This is a genomic window from Chryseobacterium sp. 22532 (genome assembly GCF_052044665.1).
GTDB classification, from domain to species: Bacteria; Bacteroidota; Bacteroidia; order Flavobacteriales; family Weeksellaceae; genus Chryseobacterium; species Chryseobacterium lathyri.
The window spans coordinates 257,855-278,411 of sequence record NZ_JBQENJ010000003.1 but is presented as its reverse complement, the minus strand read 5'-3'; the positions used below and the strand labels follow the sequence as shown (position 1 = coordinate 278,411).

Below are 20,557 nucleotides of genomic sequence, written 5' to 3'. Positions count from 1 at the left end.
ATCAATGTTAATTGATTCCGTCTTTGCAGACTTAAAACATGCAATATCTAAATGAACCTTTGCGTTAAATATAATGTGTTTTAAACGGAAATTTTTCATTTAGAATCACCTTAAGGCAAGCAAAGAATTCGACTATGTTGATTTCCTTCTTACATTCTTTAAATCTAAGAGTTAGATAATAAAACTTTGTGTCAAAAAAGATTTTCATTATATTTAAAAATAATGATTTCAATATAAAATGCTAAATATAAACACAAATGAATGACAGAAAACGAACTATCCTACAAAATAATAGGAGCCGCAATTGAAGTACATAAAAATCTTGGAGTTGGCTTATTGGAAAATGCTTACGAAATAGCTTTGGCGTATGAACTGAAACAGCTTGGAATGGAGGTGAAACAACAAACCCCCTTACCCTTAAAATATAAAGAAGTTACAATAGAAAATGCATATAAAATTGACTTAATTGTAGAAGGTAAGGTTATTATTGAAGTAAAAGCTGTTCTTGAGTTGAATCCCGTCTTTTATTCTCAGCTTTTAACCTATCTGAAGCTGACTAATGTAAAACTAGGCCTACTGATAAATTTTAATACTGAACTTATTAAATATGGGATTCACAGAATTGTAAATAAACTTGTTAATGAATAAATCTATTTTTTTTGCTTTTCTTTTTATTCAAAGTATTATGAATGCACAGCTTACAGAACGAAGTTTGTCTTCCGAAAAATGGCAGTTCAAAAATACACAGGAACAGAAATGGTTGCCTGCAAAAATTCCGGGCACTGTACATCTTGATTTGATGGATAATAAGATCATTTCCGATCCTTTTAAAGATGAAAATGAAAAAAAAGTACAGTGGATAGAAAATGAAGACTGGGAATATCAGACCCGTTTTAATGTATCATCAAAAGAACTTCAAAATGAACATATAGACCTTTTTTTTAACGGTCTTGATACTTTTTCAGAAATCTATCTGAACGGAAAACTGCTGAAAAAAACAGATAATATGTTCAGGAAATGGGAGGTTTCTGTAAAAGAGCTTCTGAAAGAAGGAAATAACGATCTGAAAATTAAATTTACATCAGCTGTAAAAGAAGGAAAAGAACTGGCCGGGAAGGTTCCGTTTACCATGCCGGAGTCGCCCAGGAGTTTTATAAGAAAAGCTCAGTATCAGTTTGGATGGGATTGGGGTCCAAGACTGGTTACTGCCGGAATCTGGAAAGATGTAGAACTTCGTTTCTGGAATCATGCTCAATTAAAAAATATAAAAATTGAGCAAAAAAATCTGACAAAACAACAGGCAGAGCTCAATATTCAAGCAGAAATTTTTGCAGATAAAGAAGGGGAATATTCTATTTCTATTAATACTCAATCAAATAAATTTCAGTTAAAAAAAGGTGAAAATAAGATCAAGATTCCTTTTAAAATTAGCAATCCAAAACTTTGGCAGCCCAATGGATGGGGCGATCCGAATTTATATGACATAAAAGTTTCTCTGCAAAAAGATTCCAAAATCCTTTCTGAAAAAACCGAAAGAATTGGGTTAAGAACCATTGAACTCATCCAGGAGAAAGATCAGGCAGGAAAATCCTTCTATTTTAAAGTCAATGGGAAATCGTTGTATGCAAAAGGAACAAACTGGATTCCTTCCGACAGCTTTTCACCCAGAATAACCAAGGAAAAATACCGGAAGCTCATCAATGACGCCAAAGACGCCAATATGAATATGATCCGTGTGTGGGGTGGTGGCATCTATGAAGATGATGAATTCTATAAAGCCTGTGACGAAAACGGTATTTTGGTCTGGCAGGATTTCATGTTTGCCGGCAGCTTTTATCCGGCCGATGAAGATTTTTTAAATAATGTAAAAGAAGAAGTAAAGGATCAGGTCAACAGGCTTCAGAACCATCCATCCATTGCTTTATGGTGCGGAAATAATGAAATTGATGAAGCCATCGTCAACTGGGGCTATCAGAAACAGTTCAAATACTCAAAAAATGATTCTTTTCAGGTTTGGAAAGACTATAAAAAACTGTTCCATGAAGTGATTCCTAATGCTATGAAGGAAATTCTCACTCCGGATAAAAATATCTACTGGCCGAGCTCGCCGTCTATCGGATGGGGGCATAAAGAAAGCCTTACAGAAGGAGATTCCCATTATTGGGGAGTGTGGTGGGGAGAGCAGCCGTTTGAGATTTATAATCAAAAAGTAGGAAGATTCATGTCAGAATATGGTTTTCAGGGAATGCCAAGCCTGGAAGCTGTAAAATCTATGTTTTCAGGAACTCCGGATCTCAGCCTTCAGAATCCGGTTATTAAAGCCCATGAAAAAAATGCCAGAGGTTGGGACATCATTGCTGAATATATGAAAAGGGACTATAAAACGCCCTCAGATTTCGTGAAATACAATTACATTTCCCAGCTGCTCCAGGCCCGAGGAATGAGAATTGCTGTTGAAGCCCACCGACGTTCAAGACCCTATAATATGGGAACGTTATACTGGCAGCTTAATGACTGCTGGCCTGTAGTTTCCTGGTCCTCAATTGATTACCTTGGAAACTGGAAAGCTTTGCATTACCAGATGAAAAGAAGCTTTGAGCAGCAGGTCATTTTCACTGAAGAAAAAGAAGGTATTTTAAATTTTTATGCTGTTAATGACGGATTGAAGCCATTCAATAATATCAATTTAGAAGTAAAAGCAGTACGTTTCGATGGCACGGTTCTAAAAGAATTCAAAGCTCTTTCAAAAGAAAAAATACAGGAAAGTATTCTCAAATTTGATCCCGTTCAAGTATCAGCTCTGGTTTCTGATTCTGATAAAGATAAAGCCTTTTTACAACTTACTATAAAAGATAAGGATGAAATAATCATAGCGGTCAATCAACATTTCTTTACTAAACCCAAAGATCTGCAGCTGACACAACCTAGCATTAAGATCAGAAAAACTGCACCGGACGAAATTGAAATTTCCACAGATGTTTTGGCAAAAGATATTTATCTAATGGGAGATACCCATTTCAGTGATAACTTTTTTGATCTCCTTCCTGGTTCATCAAAAAAGATAAAACTCTCAAAACCTTTGGAAAATATAGAAGTGATGAGCCTTTGGGATACACTGCAAAATTAAAACATCATACCGCAATAAAAATCTGCTCAATCAGCCCAATCTGCGAGAATTTAAAAAATAAACCTTAAACCCATGCAATTCTAAGCATACATTTATTTTTAAATAAATTGATTTTCCTCAAAAATCAACCGTAACTTTATATTCAATTTTTAAATATGATGGTCAATTTTGTTCTGATTGCGGTGTGCATTATTGCAGGAATGGTATTCAAAGCAACAAAATCTATCCATCCCGATGCTCACAAAGGTATTAATACCTGGATTCTTTATCTTGCCCTGCCCGCAGTTTCTTTTAAATACCTGCCCAAAGTTAAATGGACAACAGAAATGCTGTTTCCCATTGCGGCTACCTTTCTTGTTTCTGTTTTCTGCTTCTTTTTTATGATGTTCTACAGTAAAAGTAAGGGCTATTCAAGGCGGTCCAGAAGTACAATGGAACTGACTAGCGGCTACAGCAATACATCCTTTATCGGTTTTCCTCTCATTAGTGCATTTTATGGCGAAAGTCTTTTAAGTATTGCCATTATTTGTGATCAGACCATGTTTTTTGCCCTTTCCACATTAGGAATTATAGCAGCAGTGAAGGGTGGAAGCAGATCAGGAAAAGTAAGTGCAAAATTTATTTTAAAGAGACTGGTCACTTTTCCTCCATTAATAGGTTGCATTGCAGCATTGGTATTGTCGCAGTTTATTGATTTCACATTAGCAGAACCATTTTTTGATAAATTAGCAGCAACAGTGAGTCCGTTGGCTTTATTTTCTGTAGGACTCCAACTGAAATTTAACGGATGGAAAAAGCTGATCCCGCAAATGTCTGCTTCTATGCTCTACAAGCTCATTTTAGCGCCGGCTATTGTTTTAGGACTGGCTCTACTCCTGAATATAAAAGGAGATGTAGCAAAAATTACTGTATTTGAAGCTGCTATGCCAACCGTTGTCACCTCAAGTATTATTGCAGAACAGTTCAGGCTCAATACCAAGCTTACCAATCTCATTGTCGGCTTCAGTATTATTGTCGGGTTCTTTACCTCTGCGGTCTGGTATTATATCACAGAATTTCTTTTCTAAAATTGTCATACCGGTCTTGTATACAGGACGATGCGGCTGAATGTTTAAATATTCTTTCGCAGATTTTGCAGATTGAGCAGATGTTTGTGTTATAATTATACTTTTATTTATTAAGATATAAGAGCACTATTGAGCCTGTTTTATTCATAATTATAACATAAACATCTGCTCAATCTGCGAGAGTAAAAAATGCAATCACTCATTTAAAAAAATAAAGAGGAACCATAAGTTTAATCAGAAAAACAGCATCAGACTGCTTTACCCTTTGATCTCAATAAAAAATTGCAGTTCTCTGAATAAAAATCTAATTTTACACTTTAAAAATTTCCCTTGCAGTACGCTCAAATAGTTTTACCGCTCAATTTAAAAGGATCTTTCACCTACAAAGTTCCTGAAGAACTAATGCCCATGATTCAACCGGGAATGCGGGTTCTCGTGCCTTTCGGGGGAAAGAAAATTTATACGGGGATTGTTTTTGAACTTCATGATAACGCCCCGGAAAGTTTTGTAGCTAAAGAAGTTATCAGTATTTTAGATGATAAACCCATCCTTCCTGAAGAGCAGATCAATTTCTGGAACTGGCTTTCAGAATATTACCTCTGCGGGCTTGGAGAGATTTACCGTTTTGCATTCCCATCTTCTTTAAAACTGGAAAGTGAAACTTATTTAAAATTAAAACCCAATATTACGGTTGATTTTGAGAATCTGGATGTCAATGAAATGTACCTTATCCAGGCACTGGAAGTACGTCAGCTCATCAACCTTACTGATATTGAAGCATTTATTCCTAAAAAAGAGATCATCAAAACAATCAATTCCCTGATTGATCTGCAGTACATTGAAATTGATGAAAAAATTGCCGAAAAATATAAAGCTAAAGAAGTAGCCTATGTCAGGATCAATGATGAGGTTTTAAGCAACCAGAATCTCACGGATATTCTTTTAAAGCTGAACAAGGCTCCGAAGCAGAAAGATCTTTTTCTGGCTATTTTAGAAAAACAGACCGAGCATCCGGAAGTTCCCATTAAAAAAGCAGAACTCTTTGAGGACGGATATTTTGGAAGTTCCCATTTTAAGGCGTTGGCAGATAAAAATCTTGTCGCAGAATATCATATGCAGAAAGACAGGATCGAAAGCTATGAAGGTGAAATTGAAGAACTTGAAGAACTTTCCGAAGAGCAGAAAGAAGCTAAAACCGAAATTGATGAGGCCTTTGAAGAAGGCAAAAATGTATTGCTGCACGGTGTTACTTCCTCAGGGAAAACCCATATTTATTTAGAGAAAATTGAAGAATGTATTCAGGAAGGAAAAAATGTTCTGTTCCTGCTTCCCGAAATTTCTCTGACTAAACAGATCACTCAAAGATTAGAGAAGAAATATGGCCGACAACTTGGCTTCTATCATCAGAAATTAACCGATTTTGAACGAGTGGAAGTCTGGAGAAGAATCAAGCAGAATGATATTAAAATTCTTATAGGAACACGTAATGCATTATTCCTGCCATTTCAGGATCTTGGGCTTATTGTAGTGGATGAAGAACATGATTCTGCATACAGACCAAGGGAAGCTTCACCTTATTTCAATGCCAAAGATGCCGCATTGGTTTTAGGTAATTTTTATGGGGCCGGAGCGATTCTGGGGTCGGCAACACCATCTGTAGAAAGCTACTACAACGCCAGAAAAGATAAAATAAAGTACATTTTACTGAATGAGAGATTCGGAAATGTGAAGCTGCCGGAATACGAACTCATCAACTTTAAAGAAGCCCAGGAATCTAAAAAAGTTTCAGGGAATTTTTCTTTACACTTAATTGATGAGATTAAAAAAACGCTGGACGAGAAAAATCAGGCCATTGTGCTTCACAACCGCCGTGGTTATGCCAATGTAATTGAATGTGAAACCTGCGGCTATGTGAATTACTGTTCAAACTGTGATGTCGTAATGACCTACCATAAGGCAGCTAACGAGATGAAGTGTCATTACTGCGGACAAAGAGCTTCAAAGCCGAGAACCTGTCCGAAATGTCATTCAGAAAACCTTAACGAAAGAGGGGTAGGAGTAGAACAGATTCATGAAGAAGTATCCAAGATGTTTCCTGATCATGAAGTGGACAGAATGGATGTGGATTCTATGCGTAAAAAGTTTGCGTATGAAAAACTGTATGAAAAAATAGAAGAAGGCGAAACAGATATTATTGTAGGAACCCAAATGATATCAAAAGGACTCGATTTTGATCATATTGAGCTTGTCGCTATTCCTAAAGCGGATTCCCTGCTGTATGTTCAGGATTTCAGAGCGGAGGAAAGAGCCTACCAGCTGATCACCCAGGTTTCCGGAAGAGCCGGAAGAGTTTCCGGAAAAGGGAAAATTTTAATTCAGACCTATAATCCTGATCATTCCGTTTTTCAGCTGATCAAGATGAATAATCCTGCAAAAATTTACAAATATATCCTTACCGAACGTCAGAAATTCCATTACCCTCCGTTCACTAAACTCATTATGATCGAGCTGAAACACCGGAAAGAAGACAAAGTGAACCGGGCTTCCCAGTTTTTGGGATCTGTTTTAAGAAAATATCTTCCTGAAGAATGTGTTTTGGGACCCGAAAGAGCCCAGATTGCCAGGCTTAATAATCTATACCAATTCCAAATCATGCTGAAACTTCCCCGCGGGAAAAAGTATGATGAATTCAAAAAAATGGTTTTGCTAAGTTTGAATGAATTTGATGAAATCACTGCTTATCAAAGTATTAAAAAAGATGTTTTTGTGGATTTTTAACATTTTTTAACAAACTTTACGCTCTTTTATAAGAACCGTGTAACCCTTTTTATAACAATAATTTCTACTTTTGGTCGTTCATTAAATGTTTGGCTCTTTAAACGGATGATTTAACTTATCATTTTTTATAACGTCAAACTATGGAAACAAAAAAAGATACATGGTAAATTACAGAAAATATATTTCAGGTGTAGCGGTATTGGCTTCTGGGTTTTTCCTTGCCCAATCTACCGTTTCTACAGTTCTTTACTCACAGGCATACGACAATCAGAAGAATACTTTGAATCTACCTTCTCCGGTTACCTCAATGGCGGAGAAAACAATTCTGTCGGCCAAAGAGCTTGTAGATATTAATGTAAACACAATGATGACGGATCCTGTGCTGAAAAATGCAAACTGGGGATTCGTAGTGTATGACCCCAAAACGAAGAAGGTCATTTCTTCGTACAATGAAAATACTCCTTTAGTACCGGCTTCTACCACAAAATTACTCACCACGGAAACAGCATTGAGCCTTTTAGGTGAAAACTACCGTTGGATGACACAGCTGGAATATTCGGGGACTATTGATGAAAACGGAGTTTTGAATGGTAATCTGTATCTCATAGGCAGCGGCGATCCTTCTTTAGGAACCAATAAAGCCGGTGCATGGTCCTACAGAGATATTATTTCAGACTTTATGGGCGGACTTTCACGCGAAGGAATCAGAAAGGTAAACGGTGATATTATCATTCAGACAGCGCTTTTCAAAGGCAATATTACAAGGCTTCCGGAAAATGTTGTATGGCTTGAAAACAATAATTACTATCTGCCTGTAGGAACTACCCGCGAGATCAACCCTGCCAACGAAAAACTGATCATGAAAAAATCAGGATTGGCTTCTGAGAAAAAGTATTTCTATATGTCGCCTTACGCCAACCAAATGGTGTATGCAGAAAAATATGAGGGAGACGGATTTTTAACAACAAAACTTCCTGATGCTCCGGCTTATCTTGCCAATACTTTCAGAACAACGCTGGTAAAAAGCGGCATTGGTGTTACCGGAAAAGTAACCCCTAGAATGACTGATGCAGCTCCGGAGAGCAGAAAGCTGGTTTCAGCCTATAAATCTCCTACATTAGCGGATATCATATTCTATACGAACCAACATAGCGACAATTCTTTGGCAGAAGCTTTACTGAAAACAGTAGGCTTCCAGAAAATGGGTGACCAGACCTCGGAATCAGGAAGGATAGTGGTAACCAACCACCTGAAGGAGGAAAGTTTTGATATGATGGGTCTGAATTATATGGATGGAAGCGGACTTTCCAGAAACAATAATGTAACGCCAATTTCGCAGGTTAAGTTTTTAACGTCTTTAATGGATGAGAAATATTACAAAGCTTATTTCACTTCACTGCCTGTTGGCGGACAGTCCGGAACGCTGAAAAGGATGTTCATCGGTACCGGAAACGGTCAGATTTTTGCCAAAACAGGAACTTTGAATAAGGTAAAAACATTGGCAGGATACCTGAAGACCAACTCTGGAAAAACATTAGTATTTTCTTTAATGGTCAACAATTATTCCGGATCAGTAGATATGGTAAAGAAAAGAATGGAAAAGATTCTTGAACCGGCTCTCGATCTCTAAAAAATATTATTTTAATATTCTAAAAACCTTTTAATCAATGATTAGAAGGTTTTTTTTTATCTTTGGTCATATCTAATATTCTGAGTATGAGAAAATTTTATCTTCTAATTCTGGGCTTTTTGATCTCCCAGCCGTTCTTTGGACAGATACAGGATCAAAATATTGAAATAAAAGGGCTTATCGCAAAAGAAATGAAATCTTTTACGAAGAAAATGACCACCTACAATATTAATCCCAACACTCTAAATTACGATCTTCAGTATCAAAGGATGAATGTTACTCTGGATCCTGCGGTATATAATATTTCAGGTTCTGTGACCTCACATTTCAAGCCTAATCAGAATATGAGCAGCATTTATTTTGATATGTCGGATATTCTGGTCGTTTCACAGGTGCAGTATCATGGAAGCAGTCTCACTTTCCAGCAGCTTCCGACAAAAGAAGTGAAAATAGATTTTCCGGCTTCAATTCCCGCAAATACTCTGGATTCCTTAACGATTCATTATTCCGGTGCCCCTTCTGCTGCTGGAGGCGCTTTTACAGCATCTACACAGGGCGGAACACCTATTATCTGTACTTTAAGTGAGCCTTATGGTGCGCAGGACTGGTTTCCAACGAAACAAAGCCTTAATGATAAGATCGAAAGATTTGATTTTAAAATTACCACACCTTCCCAATATAATGTTGCAGCCAACGGGAAACTGATGTCTGAAACAATGCTTCCGGGAAATCAGAAACTTACTTTCTGGAGAACAGCTTATCCCACATCTGCTTACCTGATTGCCCTTTCCATTACCAATTTCGTTAAACTGAATGATACCATGGGAAATCCGCCGTTTCCGTTCGTTAATTATGTTTATCCTTCAACCAATGCAAATGCAACAAGTATGTCTAATATTGAGTGGACGAAAGTGGTTATGAATACTTTTGAAACCTATTTCGGACCTTATCCGTTCCGCAACGAAAAATACGGACATATGGAGTTCACCAATGGAGGCGGAATGGAACATCAGACGATGACGTCTATGGGAAGCTGGAGCAAAGGTCTTATTGCCCATGAGCTTGCTCATCAGTGGTTTGGTGATAAGGTGACCTGTGGCGCCTGGAATGATATCTGGCTGAATGAAGGTTTTGCCACTTTCGGTGCTGTTCTTGCCAACGAAAAATTACTGATGACCAATACTGAGTTTAAGAATTTCCTGCTGGGAGAAATCAATAATATTACTTCTGCTCCTGATGGTTCTACATATGTCCCGGATTCCGGCCTTTCCAGTGTAAGCAGAATATTCAACAACAGGCTAACCTATGTAAAAGGAGCCTATATTTTAAGAATGATCAAATGGATCCTTGGGGATACGGCCTTTTATCAGGCAGTAAGAGATTATCATGCCAGACCGAATTTGGCCTATAATTATGTGAGAACTGCAGATTTTAATACATCGCTGCTGCAGTCTACAGGAAAAGATTTTACGGGATTTTTTAATGACTGGCTATATGGTGAAGGTTATCCAACCTATACAACAAAATGGAAACAGACCGGAAATCAGATCCTGTTTAAAGTTTCCCAAATCCAAAGCAGCCCTTCAGTGAGCTTTTTTGAAATGCCATTGCCGATTAAGGTGAACGGAACCGGCGGACAGACTGCTTATTTTGTCCTGAATCATACCTCTGATAACCAGTATTTCCTGGAAACAGTTTCTTTCCCTGTAGCCAGTGTTGAATTTAATTATGAATACCAGATCCTGGAGAAAAATTCTACAGTGGCTCAGGATAATACATTAAGCGTATCATCTGTGGAGAAGGAAGATTTTGCACTATATCCGAATCCTTCAAAGAACGAGCTCTATATAAAAGGAATTGATAAGGCTGTTGAGTTTTCTATTCATTCTATGGATGGGAAACTGATCAAAAAAGATGTATATCAACCCGAAAAAGCGGTTAGAATCTCAGACTTGGTTCCGGGCTCTTATATTTTCACTATTCATGAAAAGAATATTAAGTTTCTAAAACAATAGTAAAAAAGAAACATTCAGGTATTGTTCTACTGATAACAGAGAACTGAGTATTAGCTAAGAATGACTTTAAATACCCAGAAAACCTTCAGCAATGAAGGTTTTTTACATTGGAGAAATTTAAAACATCGGATAAAAAATATACAGAGGGCGTTCAGGGGATAATATGGCATATATAAATTCCATTGTTAAATAATTTTATTGTTAAGAATTATAATAAAGGCTTTCAGATCAGAAAGCTTTTTTGTTTTCTGGCCGCTGTTGCTGCTCTTCTTCTGGCTGTTTTTACTTTGTATTTGAACCACTTTTCTTTAAAGAGTTTTCGCATGATATTGTCAAAGTTTCTTGTAATTACCATATTTTTGAAACCGCGCCATTTTTCCAGAATACTGGACGGGAGTGCTCTTACAGAAACGGAATAGCCTTCAGTTTCATATTGGATGTAATGCCACCAGCCGGAAGGAATATAAAGTGTTTCACCAGGCTGTAGTATAGCTTCATAACCGTCAAGATAGAGTAGAGACGGAAATTCTCTGTAATCCGGATCTTTAATATTCGGTAAGCTGTGAAAATTATAAGGAAGTTTATACATAAGATCCGACTGCTCCCAAGGGAAAAGCCAGATCCTTTTGATTCCCTGAAATTGCGTGATAAAAACATGTGACATATCTATATCAATGTGATTTCTGGTAATAGAGCCTTCGCCTCCGAAAAACATAAAAGGCAGCCATTTCAATATTTTCCCGTTTGTAACATCATTATAAAGAATATCATCCTTAAGTTCGGGCCTGATAGTAAGCAGATTAAATAAAAACAGCCTGTGTTCTGTAGGAGTGCTGCTAATCAGGTCGAGGTATTCAGCGAATGTAGTCTGACCAATTGGGCTGCTGGCCACTTTATCCAGAGATTCCAGCTCACTTCCATAGATATTAACTTTGTGATCACCTGCTATTTCTTTGAAGTATTCATAATTCCATTTTTTGAAAGCAGGACTTTCAGGATCAATAAAATCCTCCATAATAACAGGAAATCGTGGCTTCATATGGTTATTTATAAAGCTTCCGGAACTTATTTTCTTTACTTTTTGTATCGGGCTCAATCTCATAATCCAGAATTTGTAGACAAATATAATTATTATCCTACTAAATTAGTAGACTAATTGTGTTAAAACTGAAATTGAATTGTTGTTTTGAGAATTAAAACTTATAAAAGCTGATATTTTAACGCCTTTTTATTAAATTAGCACATCTAAAAAATTACTAAAAATGATCTCTGAAAAATATCTTCAGCATTTACAGAACGAACTGCAAAACATTGAAAATGATGGTCTTTATAAAAGAGAAAGAATCATCACTTCCCAGCAGAGTGCGGAAATTGAAGCCAATGGAAAGAAGCTTTTAAACTTCTGTGCGAATAATTATCTGGGTCTGTCAAACAATCCGGAAGTAATGAAAGCTTCCCAGGACATGATAGAATCTCACGGTTATGGAATGTCTTCTGTACGTTTTATCTGCGGAACCCAGGACATCCACAAACAACTGGAGAAGAAAATTGCAGACTTTTTAGGTCTTGAAGATACTATTCTGTATGCCGCATGTTTTGATGCGAACGGTGGTGTTTTTGAGCCATTGTTTACTGAAGAAGATGCTATTATTTCAGATGAGCTGAATCATGCATCCATTATTGACGGGGTACGTCTTTGTAAATCGGCAAGATACCGTTACAAAAACAATAATATGGCTGATCTGGAAGCTCAGCTGATTGCTGCTTCCGAAAAGAATCACCGTTTCAAGATCATTGTTACAGACGGAGTTTTCTCTATGGATGGTATTGTTGCAGACCTGAAAGGGGTATGTGACCTTGCTGATAAATACAATGCACTGGTAATGGTGGATGATTCCCATGCTACAGGTTTCATCGGGAAAACAGGCCGTGGAACTCACGAAGCCAATGAAGTAATGGGAAGAGTAGATATTATTACTTCTACCTTAGGAAAAGCTTTGGGAGGAGCTCTTGGAGGATTTACTTCCGGTAAAAAAGAAATCATCGATATGCTGAGACAGCGTTCACGTCCATATTTATTCTCCAATTCATTAGCGCCCGGAATCGTTGGGGCTGCCTTGAAAGTTCTGGATATGATTTCTGAGGATACCTCACTTCGTGACCAGGTAATGGAAAATGCAGAATATTTCAGAAAGGAGATGGTGGCTAAAGGCTTTGATATTCCGGAAGGTGATGCAGCTATCGTTCCGGTGATGCTGTATGATGCTCCTCTTGCCCAGAAAATGGCTGAAAAGCTGATGGATGAAGGCATTTATGTAATCGGATTCTTCTATCCTGTGGTACCGAAAGGAAAAGCAAGGATCAGAGTACAGCTTTCTGCTGCTCATACAAGAGCACACCTTGATAAAGCGATTGCGGCTTTTGAGAAAGTAGGAAAAGAGCTTGGTGTTATTTCTTAATTAAACATTCAGGATATAGATGCTTCGGCTTTGCTTAGCATGACAATGTTCATTATTACGTTTGATTTTTAGATGAAAATTAAAACAGTTAGTATAAGCGATGTCATGCTGAGTGAAGCCGAAGCATTTTTATAATTATTTCTAACAAATATTTTTGTTATTAACATTATATTTGCCATTATTTTAAAAAATGCTTTATACAATAATCAAAGCACTGCACATTATCTTCATGGTAAGCTATTTTGCGGGAATATTTTATCTCGTAAGAATTTTTGTTTACTACAAGGATACGGATGAATTTGCTGAAGAGAAAAAGAAGATACTTAGAGAACAGTATACATTCATGGCCAGACGACTGTGGAATATCATCACTGTTCCGGCAGGTATTATTATGGCTGTCTGCGGAGTTGTCATGATCTTCCTGAATACCGGATTGATGAAAATGCCGTGGTTTCATTTAAAACTGACTTTCCTGATCGGTCTTGCTGTTTATCATTACTGGTGCTGGAAAAAAGTGCTGAAACTGAAAGAACTGAACGGAGAAACTATCGAAACTCCTAATATCAAGCTGAGACAGGCCAATGAAATTGCAACCTTCATTCTGTTTCTGGTAGTGTTTACAGTGATTCTGAAATCTTCAGTTATTGAGTACTGGTGGCAATTAATTGCAGGATTTTTCGTTCTTGTATTTCTGATCATGATGACCGTTAAACTCGTTAATAAGAATAAAAAAAACAAATAATTGTTTAGGTAGAATGCATACACCATACATTCTACTTTTTACATTTTACAAAAAACTATGATTGCAATTTTAAAAAAGGAACTTTGGAGTTACTTTGGAAACTGGAGCGCATGGGTAATCATCGCTGCATTCAGTCTCATAACAGCTCTTTTCCTGTTTTTCTTCGAGAATGATTCTAATATTTTCGACATCGGGATGGCCTCCCTGCAGAGCTATTTCGTACTGGTTCCATGGCTGCTGATGTTTATTATTCCTGCGCTTTCTATGAAAACCTTTGCAGAAGAGCAGCAAACAGGAACGCTGAACTGGCTGTTTTCCCAGCCTTTAAAAGTTTCAGACCTGGTAGCAGGAAAATTTCTTTCAGTATGGATCGTTGGGGTTTTATGCCTTATTCCGTCACTGATCTATCTTTATACGGTATACGTTTTAGGTGTTCCGGCAGGAAATATTGACCTTGGAATGGCCTTCGGAAGCTATATTGGATTAATTGTTTTAATTGCTGCTTTCTCTGGAGTAGGTATTCTGGCTTCTTCACTTTCTCAGAACCAGATCATGGCCTATCTGTTGGGAGTTTTCATGTGTTTTATCATGTATTTCGGGATAGAGCAGCTGGCGAGCTACAAACTGTTGGGTGGTGCAGATTTTATCCTTCAGAATATAGGGTTTTATCAGCATTTTCTTGGCTTTACCAGAGGTCTTATAGATCTTAAAGATGTGGCTTATTTTATTCTGATCATTGGTGCTACGTTATTATTGTCCAACCATTTTATCACTAAAAAGAAGTAGCATGATGAAGAAGTTCAATATTAAATCTCCATTAGGAATTTTCTTAATAGCAGTGATACCCTTGGTTATTCTGCTTACGTATTCAGGAATCAGATTAGATTTAACCAAAGAAAAAAGATATACGCTTTCGGATAATACGGTAAAGGTATTGGAATCGGTGAAAAAGCCGCTTACGGTAGATGTTTATCTTGAGGGTGATTTTCCGGCAAGCTTTAAGCAGCTTCAGAGCGAAACCAGATTTATGCTGGAAGAGTTCAGAAAAATCAACCCGAAGATCGATTTCAAATTTATTGATCCGATTAAGACAAAAATGTCCCAGGACACATTGATGGCGATGGGAATGCAGCCTTCTGTTCTTCCGGATGTTAAAGACGGAAAGATTTCCCAGATCACCCTTTTTCCATACGCTGTTATAAAATATGATAAAAGAGGGGTTTCTATTCCGCTGGTTGTACAGCAGGCGGGAATAGATGCGGATCAGCAGCTGACAAGATCTATAGAAGGTCTGGAATACAGCCTGGTTTCCAATATCAAGAATATTGCAGCTAATAAAAGAAAGAAGGTAGGAATCCTGGTGAATCATGACGAACTGGGACCTGAAGAGTTCCATAGCTTTATGCAGCTGGCACTGGAAAATTACGATGCAGGACCGGTTATTCCAAAAAACCAGACAGAGCTTACTCAGGAAGATCTTCCTTTGCTGAAACAGATGAGTGCTCTGGTCATTGCAAAGCCGAGAAAAGCATTCACAGATAATGAAAAAGTGATTCTTGACCAGTTTATTATGAATGGCGGGAAAACGCTTTGGATGATCGATGCCGTAAATGCCGAAATGGATACGCTGACAAGGTCTCAAAAGGTAATGCCTTTCCCTGTGGATATCAATATGACGGATTTCTTTTTCAATTATGGGATCAGGATCAATCCGGCTTTGGTGAAGGATGTAAAGAAATTTGCACTCCTGAAACTGGTTACGGGTGAAGTAGGAGGGAACCCACAGTATACAAGCCTGCCTTGGCCCTATTTCCCTTTGGGAATTGCTGAGAATGATAATCCGATCACGAAAAATATCAACCCGGTAAAATTTGAGTTTCCAACTTCCATTGATACTTTGGGAGGAAGAAAAAATATCAAAACAAAAGTACTTTTTGAATCCAGCGAAAGAACACTTCTGAAACAGGTTCCCAACTATGTGGATCTGAAAGAGATTGCCAGTGTAGACAGTCTTGGCCAGATGGAAAAACCAAGCACCCCGAAAATCTTTGCCGTTGCGCTGGAGGGGAAGTTTAATTCTGCCTATGCATCAAGAATTGAACGAAAAGGTTATCCCGGATTTAAAAGTCAAAGCCCTGAAAACAAAATGATCATTATTGCAGACGGAGATGTAGGAAGAAACAAAATGCACAAAGGTGAGCCACTCCCAATGGGAATTGACCGTCTCACCAATCAGGAGTTCGGAAACGAGCAGTTTCTGAGAAATGCACTGGATTATCTTCTGGATGACAGCAACCTGATGGCTCTCCGAAACAGAAATATAGAAGAAAGACTCCTGGACCGAAACCGCATTACGGAAGAAAAAACAAACTGGCAGTGGCTGAATTTATTACTACCTTTGGTAGTGATCGGCCTGCTGGGAGGATTGTTCTTCTGGCTGAGGAAGAGGAAGTTTGGATAATAAAAGAGAAACCGGAAGGTTTCTCTTTTTTATATGAAATATTTTATTTAGCCTTCCAGAACCGGAATAATATGTTCCCACTTCAGCTGTTTCACATAGTCCAGAGCGGTTTTTCCGTTGTTAGATTTTATATTTTTATCTGCACCGGCTCCCAATATAATTTTTACAGAGGTAAGATTTCCGGCGATGGCCTCTCTATGAAGAAGAGTAAGTCCATTTTCATCTTTGTTGGTAAGTTCGTCGGGGTATTCCTGAAGGAATTTTAGGAATTCTCCTTCCATATTTTTACTCATCGGATGCTCTATAAGATTTTCTGGTTTTTCCTTCTGTTCATTCACTACCTCTATATCATTGAAATCTCCGAAATCAAGCTGCCATGCGTCGTCGTGCTCTTTTCTTTCATCTTCAGGCATATCAGCTCGCATTTTATGAATGGTAAATCCGCCATAGGCTTTTGGTAAAGGATTGACGGGTGAAGAAAATAGTTTGGAGAGTCCTTTGGGCTTCTTAGCAGCAGGAGTGATGGCAAAAAGCCAGTCGCTGATCTCATTCAGTGGAATCTCAAAATAATCTCCGGCCTGGATGTTGGTAAGGTTGTTGGGATTGTTAATCAGGAATCCACTTACCGTATCACCGTCAAAATCAATCTCGTTGATCCACATGTGTTCTACCGTACTTTCTCCTGTTTCAGGATCTTCTTCACTGAATGCTGCCTTTACGCAGGCAAGGTCAAGACCGGGAATAATTCTTCTGTTTTCCCAGGACTGTTCCCGCCAGAAATATTTAAAAGTTTCTCTTGCTCTTTCATATGCTTCGATCATTTTAGGATCCTGTCCATCAGTAAATATAAACGAATTCTCTTCCATTGTGATTGGTAATTGATATTAATATTTGATCATGATGAAGAGTTTAAAAGTATTGTATAACACTGTTAAACCCGACATTTTTATTTTATTAAAAAATACGAAAAAATGTAAACGGTTGTTTGATTTTTGATGCAATAAAGATTTTATTATTCTTGCTCTACAGGCTCAGGAAGCAGACGGGCGGTCTTATAATAGGCTATATCAGTTGGAATTTTATTCTGCAGATCCTTAAAAGTAGAGTATTCATAATGTTCCCATTCCAGGTCATTATCAGGGTTAGGTGTTTTATCTATAGCAAGCTCAAGTTTTCCGTCTTCCTGATAACTGAACTCTATAGCAGCATATTTTTCGCCGTTTTCATCAGAAGTATACCAGCATTTTGTTGTTCTTTCCGGGATAGGTTTCAATGTTTCAGTGTCCAGGATCTGGGAACAGATAAAATTTTCAGGATCATCGTGATAAAAAACCGTTTTTGAGATCAAAGGCTTTTCATCTACGGTTAATGAATATATTTTGTTGGTGGCAATGATGAAGTCTCCGGCAGATTCCCTCTTTTCAATATCGAAAAGGTCAGATTTCTCTTTCAGATAATTGATAATCTGCTCTTCATCCTCATCGTGACTCATAAAATAATTGATGTTGTATATCTCATCCTCAGCGAGAAACTCAATTTCTTTCAGGATCTCGGAATCTTTTTCATAATAATATAAATGATAATCGTCCAGTTTCTCAGCTTTTGCTTTTGAAATCACTTCTCCAAAAATGTTTTTATATACTTTTTTCATGGTTAGTAGTTAATATATGTTGTGTTATCAGTGTATTGGTTTTTGCAGTTTTTAATCCTTATTATATTGATGATAAATAATTTAAAATTTATTGATGCAGATTTATAGTACTGCATTTTCAGGGCCATTTTTTATATTCCGTAATGTTTCTTATAATTTCACAATTTCTTTATTCATATACCAGGAGGGTACAAGGAAGCGGTCAGAATGAGGTTGCTTATTGTTAGGGTTTGGCTAAGATAAAAATGCCTGTATCATCTGAATTTTCTTCACAGGCATGCGAATGGTCTTTGAGCTTGAAATTCTCATCTCTGTATTCTGTTTTCATGGATTAGTTTTTGTAAGTGCAAATATATTTAAAATCAGAGAATTACAGAATTATATCTGGGCTTTTATAATAAGAATTTTTTGTTAAGAAATTGCGAACAGCAGATGCAAAAAACTGTATTGAGCTATAGCAAATATTCTTATCAATAATACAAAACTATTTATATGAGGATGATTAGTGTCGGCATTATGCCTGAACTTAAACATCCTTTATAAAATCCTCATATTCATAATAAAACCTTTCAAAACCATCCATTTTTTCCCGGAAAAATTCAAAAGTTTCCTGCCATGTATTTTTATTGAATATAGAAACGTTATGTTTTTCAACCCAGATTTTGCTGATCACTTTTCCGTTATCAAGGGTAAAATGCTCTTCCTTTTGAAAGTCGCCTATAAAATCTTTCAGGATGTCTTCCAGAGACCATATCTTTTCATAATAAGCATTCCGGAAGATCTCGTCTTTCATTTCTATATCCAATGAAACTGCTGCTTTTTTGTTGTCGGCATAAAACTTAAATGACAAATCCTTGATCTTGGTGTCATACAAAATCCATTTTCTTGGAAAAGATTTTCCAAAAGCTGTCCAAAACTCTTTTTTTAACTGTTGTGCTTCTTGCTTACTGAACATATGAGCAAACTTAAGAATTTAATGGGAAAGGAACAACGTTATGGAAGTTAATGTATCAATTAGAGAAATTAACTTTTACGATCATCATTCTCCATTTATCTAATTCAAACTATTTTCTTATTTTTGCTGTAATGCTTTCAAAAAAATCCCAATATGCTTTTAAAGCGCTTTCATACCTTGTAGAAAAAAGGAATGATGGCCCGGTCCTTATTTCCGAAATTGCGGAACATAAGAAGATCCCTTTGAAGTTTTTAGAAAATATTCTGCTGGAATTGAAAAAAGCGGATATCCTTGACAGTAAAAAAGGAAAAGGAGGCGGGTACTTTTTAAAAGGAAATCCTGAAAATGTAAAACTGGCAAAGATCATCCGTCTCGTAAACGGGCCTATTGCCATGCTGCCGTGCGTCAGCTTAAATTTCTATGAAAAATGTGAAGACTGCAATGAAGAGCATTGCGGACTGCATGATGTACTTATAGAAGTCCGGGATGCCTCTCTGAATATTCTTGAGAAAAAAACTTTGATGGATCTGGTTGACTAACCCGGTCCTTTTTTTTGAATAATTAGTCTACTTATTTGGTAGGATAATATTTTTATTTGATATTTGCAGTAAGCCAAATGCTTTAATCACAAGAATACCGCTTTATTTCAGTTTTTAGATTCTGGAATACAGATGATACAAATCTCTGAATGAAACGGTAGAGCAGGAGCTGTAATGATATTGTACTATGATAATTTCAAGAAAAATCCAGGTAAGACTCAATATATTCTTTATTACGGCTGCAGTATTGCTGATCACTATTTTATCCATGTATGAAATGGGTTATCTGGATGAGCTGCTGAATGTTCTTGCCAAAGACAATTATATTTTTTATTGGATGATGCTGGTCGGTGTATTTGCTGAGATTGTAGCCGGATCTATGGGCATGGGGTATGGCGTGATCTGTACGACAACGCTTTTATTCCTGAATATTCCGCCTCATATCGTAAGTGCCAGTATTCATTCCGCTGAAAGTTTTACCACAGCTGCGGGAAGCTTAAGCCATATCAAGCTCAAAAATGTGAGTAAAAGTTTAGTGAAGAAACTTGCTGTTCCGGCAGTTATAGGAGCTATTATTGGGGCGGTAAGTCTGACCTATTTAGGTGAATATTATGCCAAAATTACAAAAACACTTATTGCTTTCTATACTCTTTATCTCGGTATTCAGATCCTGTCCAATGCATTTAAAGATAAGCAGAATAGGGCAATGAAAAGAAAAACCAACCTGACAAGGCTTGGGGTGATCGGAGGTTTTATAGATTCGTTTGCAGGAGGAGGCTGGGGGCCGCTGGTTACGGGAACCCTTATTAAAAATGCTTTTACACCCAGATTTGCGGTTGGAAGTTCTACCGTTGCCAAATTTATCCTGACGATTACTGCTGCCGTGACTTTCTTTTTTACCCTTGGGATACAGCACTGGAATATTATTCTTGGTCTTCTGATAGGAGGGATTATCACCGCTCCTTTTTCTGCGATGCTTACAGCAAAACTTCCCGTTAAAAAAATGTTTCTGATTATCGGAATCCTTGTTATTGTAATGAGCTCCATAACTATTTATAAATCAGTTTTCAAGTAAAATTTATGTGCTTTGCAAAAAAATAAATGCCTCAAAAACATGTTTAGCTTTGAAAATA

16 protein-coding genes are annotated in these 20,557 nt (G+C 37.3%); 12 read left to right on the top strand and 4 right to left on the bottom strand.

Translation table 11 applies throughout. The features are described from left to right. The first annotated feature begins 261 nt into the window (after window positions 1-261). The 6 genes from ACTJIV_RS09180 to ACTJIV_RS09155 all read left to right on the top strand — a co-directional run bounded on the left by ACTJIV_RS09180 (window position 262) and on the right by ACTJIV_RS09155 (window position 10,617). Window positions 262-648, top strand: coding sequence for a GxxExxY protein (locus tag ACTJIV_RS09180; protein WP_440626992.1), 387 nt, complete (start codon window positions 262-264; stop codon window positions 646-648). Beyond that, window positions 641-3,127, top strand: a complete 2,487-nt coding sequence (locus ACTJIV_RS09175) for a beta-mannosidase (protein ID WP_440626990.1) — start codon at window positions 641-643, stop codon at window positions 3,125-3,127. Before ACTJIV_RS09180 ends, ACTJIV_RS09175 begins: the two co-directional genes overlap by 8 nt. A 155-nt stretch (window positions 3,128-3,282) precedes the next feature. After that, window positions 3,283-4,194 (top strand): AEC family transporter, encoded by a 912-nt coding sequence (locus tag ACTJIV_RS09170; protein ID WP_223558714.1) that lies wholly within the window; start codon window positions 3,283-3,285, stop codon window positions 4,192-4,194. A 330-nt stretch (window positions 4,195-4,524) separates the two neighbouring features. Beyond that, a complete protein-coding gene (gene priA / locus ACTJIV_RS09165; protein WP_440626988.1) occupies window positions 4,525-6,972 on the top strand; it encodes a replication restart helicase PriA in 2,448 nt (815 codons plus the stop codon). Between the two features lie 160 nt (window positions 6,973-7,132). Next, the gene (dacB, locus tag ACTJIV_RS09160) at window positions 7,133-8,602 is read left to right on the top strand and encodes a D-alanyl-D-alanine carboxypeptidase/D-alanyl-D-alanine endopeptidase (protein WP_440626986.1); all 1,470 of its coding nucleotides are present in this window, start codon (window positions 7,133-7,135) and stop codon (window positions 8,600-8,602) included. Window positions 8,603-8,688: 86 nt separating this feature from the next. Then, window positions 8,689-10,617, top strand: coding sequence for a M1 family aminopeptidase (locus tag ACTJIV_RS09155; RefSeq protein WP_440626984.1), 1,929 nt, complete (start codon window positions 8,689-8,691; stop codon window positions 10,615-10,617). A 223-nt stretch (window positions 10,618-10,840) separates the two neighbouring features. On the opposite strand, the gene ACTJIV_RS09150 is transcribed toward ACTJIV_RS09155, so the two are convergent. Then, the gene (locus ACTJIV_RS09150) at window positions 10,841-11,719 is read right to left on the bottom strand and encodes a cupin-like domain-containing protein (protein WP_440626982.1); all 879 of its coding nucleotides are present in this window, start codon (window positions 11,717-11,719) and stop codon (window positions 10,841-10,843) included. Window positions 11,720-11,879: 160 nt separating this feature from the next. On the opposite strand from ACTJIV_RS09150, the gene kbl reads away from it, so the two are divergent. From kbl to gldG, 4 genes are all read left to right on the top strand, one after another. Further along, window positions 11,880-13,076 carry a glycine C-acetyltransferase gene (gene kbl, locus ACTJIV_RS09145; RefSeq protein WP_440626981.1) on the top strand — a complete coding sequence of 399 codons (1,197 nt, stop codon included), beginning with the start codon at window positions 11,880-11,882 and terminating at the stop codon, window positions 13,074-13,076. A gap of 190 nt (window positions 13,077-13,266) precedes the next feature. Continuing rightward, window positions 13,267-13,818 carry a CopD family protein gene (locus ACTJIV_RS09140; protein ID WP_440626979.1) on the top strand — a complete coding sequence of 184 codons (552 nt, stop codon included), beginning with the start codon at window positions 13,267-13,269 and terminating at the stop codon, window positions 13,816-13,818. 57 nt (window positions 13,819-13,875) lie between these two features. Continuing rightward, window positions 13,876-14,604 (top strand): ABC transporter permease, encoded by a 729-nt coding sequence (locus tag ACTJIV_RS09135; RefSeq protein ID WP_440626977.1) that lies wholly within the window; start codon window positions 13,876-13,878, stop codon window positions 14,602-14,604. Between the two features lie 4 nt (window positions 14,605-14,608). Continuing rightward, window positions 14,609-16,279 carry a gliding motility-associated ABC transporter substrate-binding protein GldG gene (gene gldG / locus ACTJIV_RS09130; RefSeq protein ID WP_440627556.1) on the top strand — a complete coding sequence of 557 codons (1,671 nt, stop codon included), beginning with the start codon at window positions 14,609-14,611 and terminating at the stop codon, window positions 16,277-16,279. A gap of 47 nt (window positions 16,280-16,326) precedes the next feature. Here the strand turns inward: gldG and ACTJIV_RS09125 are convergent, their stop codons facing one another. The 3 genes from ACTJIV_RS09125 to ACTJIV_RS09115 all read right to left on the bottom strand — a co-directional run bounded on the left by ACTJIV_RS09125 (window position 16,327) and on the right by ACTJIV_RS09115 (window position 18,885). After that, entirely contained in the window at window positions 16,327-17,145 is an 819-nt protein-coding gene (locus tag ACTJIV_RS09125) for a DUF2314 domain-containing protein (RefSeq protein WP_440626975.1), read from the bottom strand. A 146-nt stretch (window positions 17,146-17,291) separates the two neighbouring features. Further along, entirely contained in the window at window positions 17,292-17,930 is a 639-nt protein-coding gene (locus tag ACTJIV_RS09120) for a hypothetical protein (protein WP_440626973.1), read from the bottom strand. Between the two features lie 526 nt (window positions 17,931-18,456). Further along, window positions 18,457-18,885: a DUF4268 domain-containing protein gene (locus ACTJIV_RS09115; protein ID WP_223558722.1), complete on the bottom strand. Its 429-nt coding sequence runs from the start codon at window positions 18,883-18,885 to the stop codon at window positions 18,457-18,459. Between the two features lie 131 nt (window positions 18,886-19,016). Between ACTJIV_RS09115 and ACTJIV_RS09110 the strand changes: the two genes are divergently transcribed. Together ACTJIV_RS09110 and ACTJIV_RS09105 are read left to right on the top strand one after the other, a co-directional pair. Then, window positions 19,017-19,424, top strand: coding sequence for an RrF2 family transcriptional regulator (locus ACTJIV_RS09110; RefSeq protein WP_111957926.1), 408 nt, complete (start codon window positions 19,017-19,019; stop codon window positions 19,422-19,424). 187 nt (window positions 19,425-19,611) lie between these two features. Further along, window positions 19,612-20,499 carry a sulfite exporter TauE/SafE family protein gene (locus ACTJIV_RS09105; RefSeq protein WP_223558723.1) on the top strand — a complete coding sequence of 296 codons (888 nt, stop codon included), beginning with the start codon at window positions 19,612-19,614 and terminating at the stop codon, window positions 20,497-20,499. Window positions 20,500-20,557: the final 58 nt, after the last annotated feature.

What these genes read in the sequence shown, in the direction of transcription:
- ACTJIV_RS09180 (WP_440626992.1), top strand. Translation starts at nt 262, where the DNA reads ATGACAGAAAACGAACTATCCTACAAAATAATAGGAGCCGCAATTGAA.
- ACTJIV_RS09175 (WP_440626990.1), top strand. Translation starts at nt 641, where the DNA reads ATGAATAAATCTATTTTTTTTGCTTTTCTTTTTATTCAAAGTATTATG.
- ACTJIV_RS09170 (WP_223558714.1), top strand. Translation starts at nt 3,283, where the DNA reads ATGATGGTCAATTTTGTTCTGATTGCGGTGTGCATTATTGCAGGAATG.
- dacB (WP_440626986.1), top strand. Translation starts at nt 7,133, where the DNA reads ATGGTAAATTACAGAAAATATATTTCAGGTGTAGCGGTATTGGCTTCT.
- ACTJIV_RS09155 (WP_440626984.1), top strand. Translation starts at nt 8,689, where the DNA reads ATGAGAAAATTTTATCTTCTAATTCTGGGCTTTTTGATCTCCCAGCCG.
- ACTJIV_RS09150 (WP_440626982.1), bottom strand. Translation starts at nt 11,719, where the DNA reads ATGAGATTGAGCCCGATACAAAAAGTAAAGAAAATAAGTTCCGGAAGC.
- kbl (WP_440626981.1), top strand. Translation starts at nt 11,880, where the DNA reads ATGATCTCTGAAAAATATCTTCAGCATTTACAGAACGAACTGCAAAAC.
- ACTJIV_RS09140 (WP_440626979.1), top strand. Translation starts at nt 13,267, where the DNA reads ATGCTTTATACAATAATCAAAGCACTGCACATTATCTTCATGGTAAGC.
- ACTJIV_RS09135 (WP_440626977.1), top strand. Translation starts at nt 13,876, where the DNA reads ATGATTGCAATTTTAAAAAAGGAACTTTGGAGTTACTTTGGAAACTGG.
- gldG (WP_440627556.1), top strand. Translation starts at nt 14,609, where the DNA reads ATGAAGAAGTTCAATATTAAATCTCCATTAGGAATTTTCTTAATAGCA.
- ACTJIV_RS09125 (WP_440626975.1), bottom strand. Translation starts at nt 17,145, where the DNA reads ATGGAAGAGAATTCGTTTATATTTACTGATGGACAGGATCCTAAAATG.
- ACTJIV_RS09120 (WP_440626973.1), bottom strand. Translation starts at nt 17,930, where the DNA reads ATGAAAAAAGTATATAAAAACATTTTTGGAGAAGTGATTTCAAAAGCA.
- ACTJIV_RS09115 (WP_223558722.1), bottom strand. Translation starts at nt 18,885, where the DNA reads ATGTTCAGTAAGCAAGAAGCACAACAGTTAAAAAAAGAGTTTTGGACA.
- ACTJIV_RS09110 (WP_111957926.1), top strand. Translation starts at nt 19,017, where the DNA reads ATGCTTTCAAAAAAATCCCAATATGCTTTTAAAGCGCTTTCATACCTT.
- ACTJIV_RS09105 (WP_223558723.1), top strand. Translation starts at nt 19,612, where the DNA reads ATGATAATTTCAAGAAAAATCCAGGTAAGACTCAATATATTCTTTATT.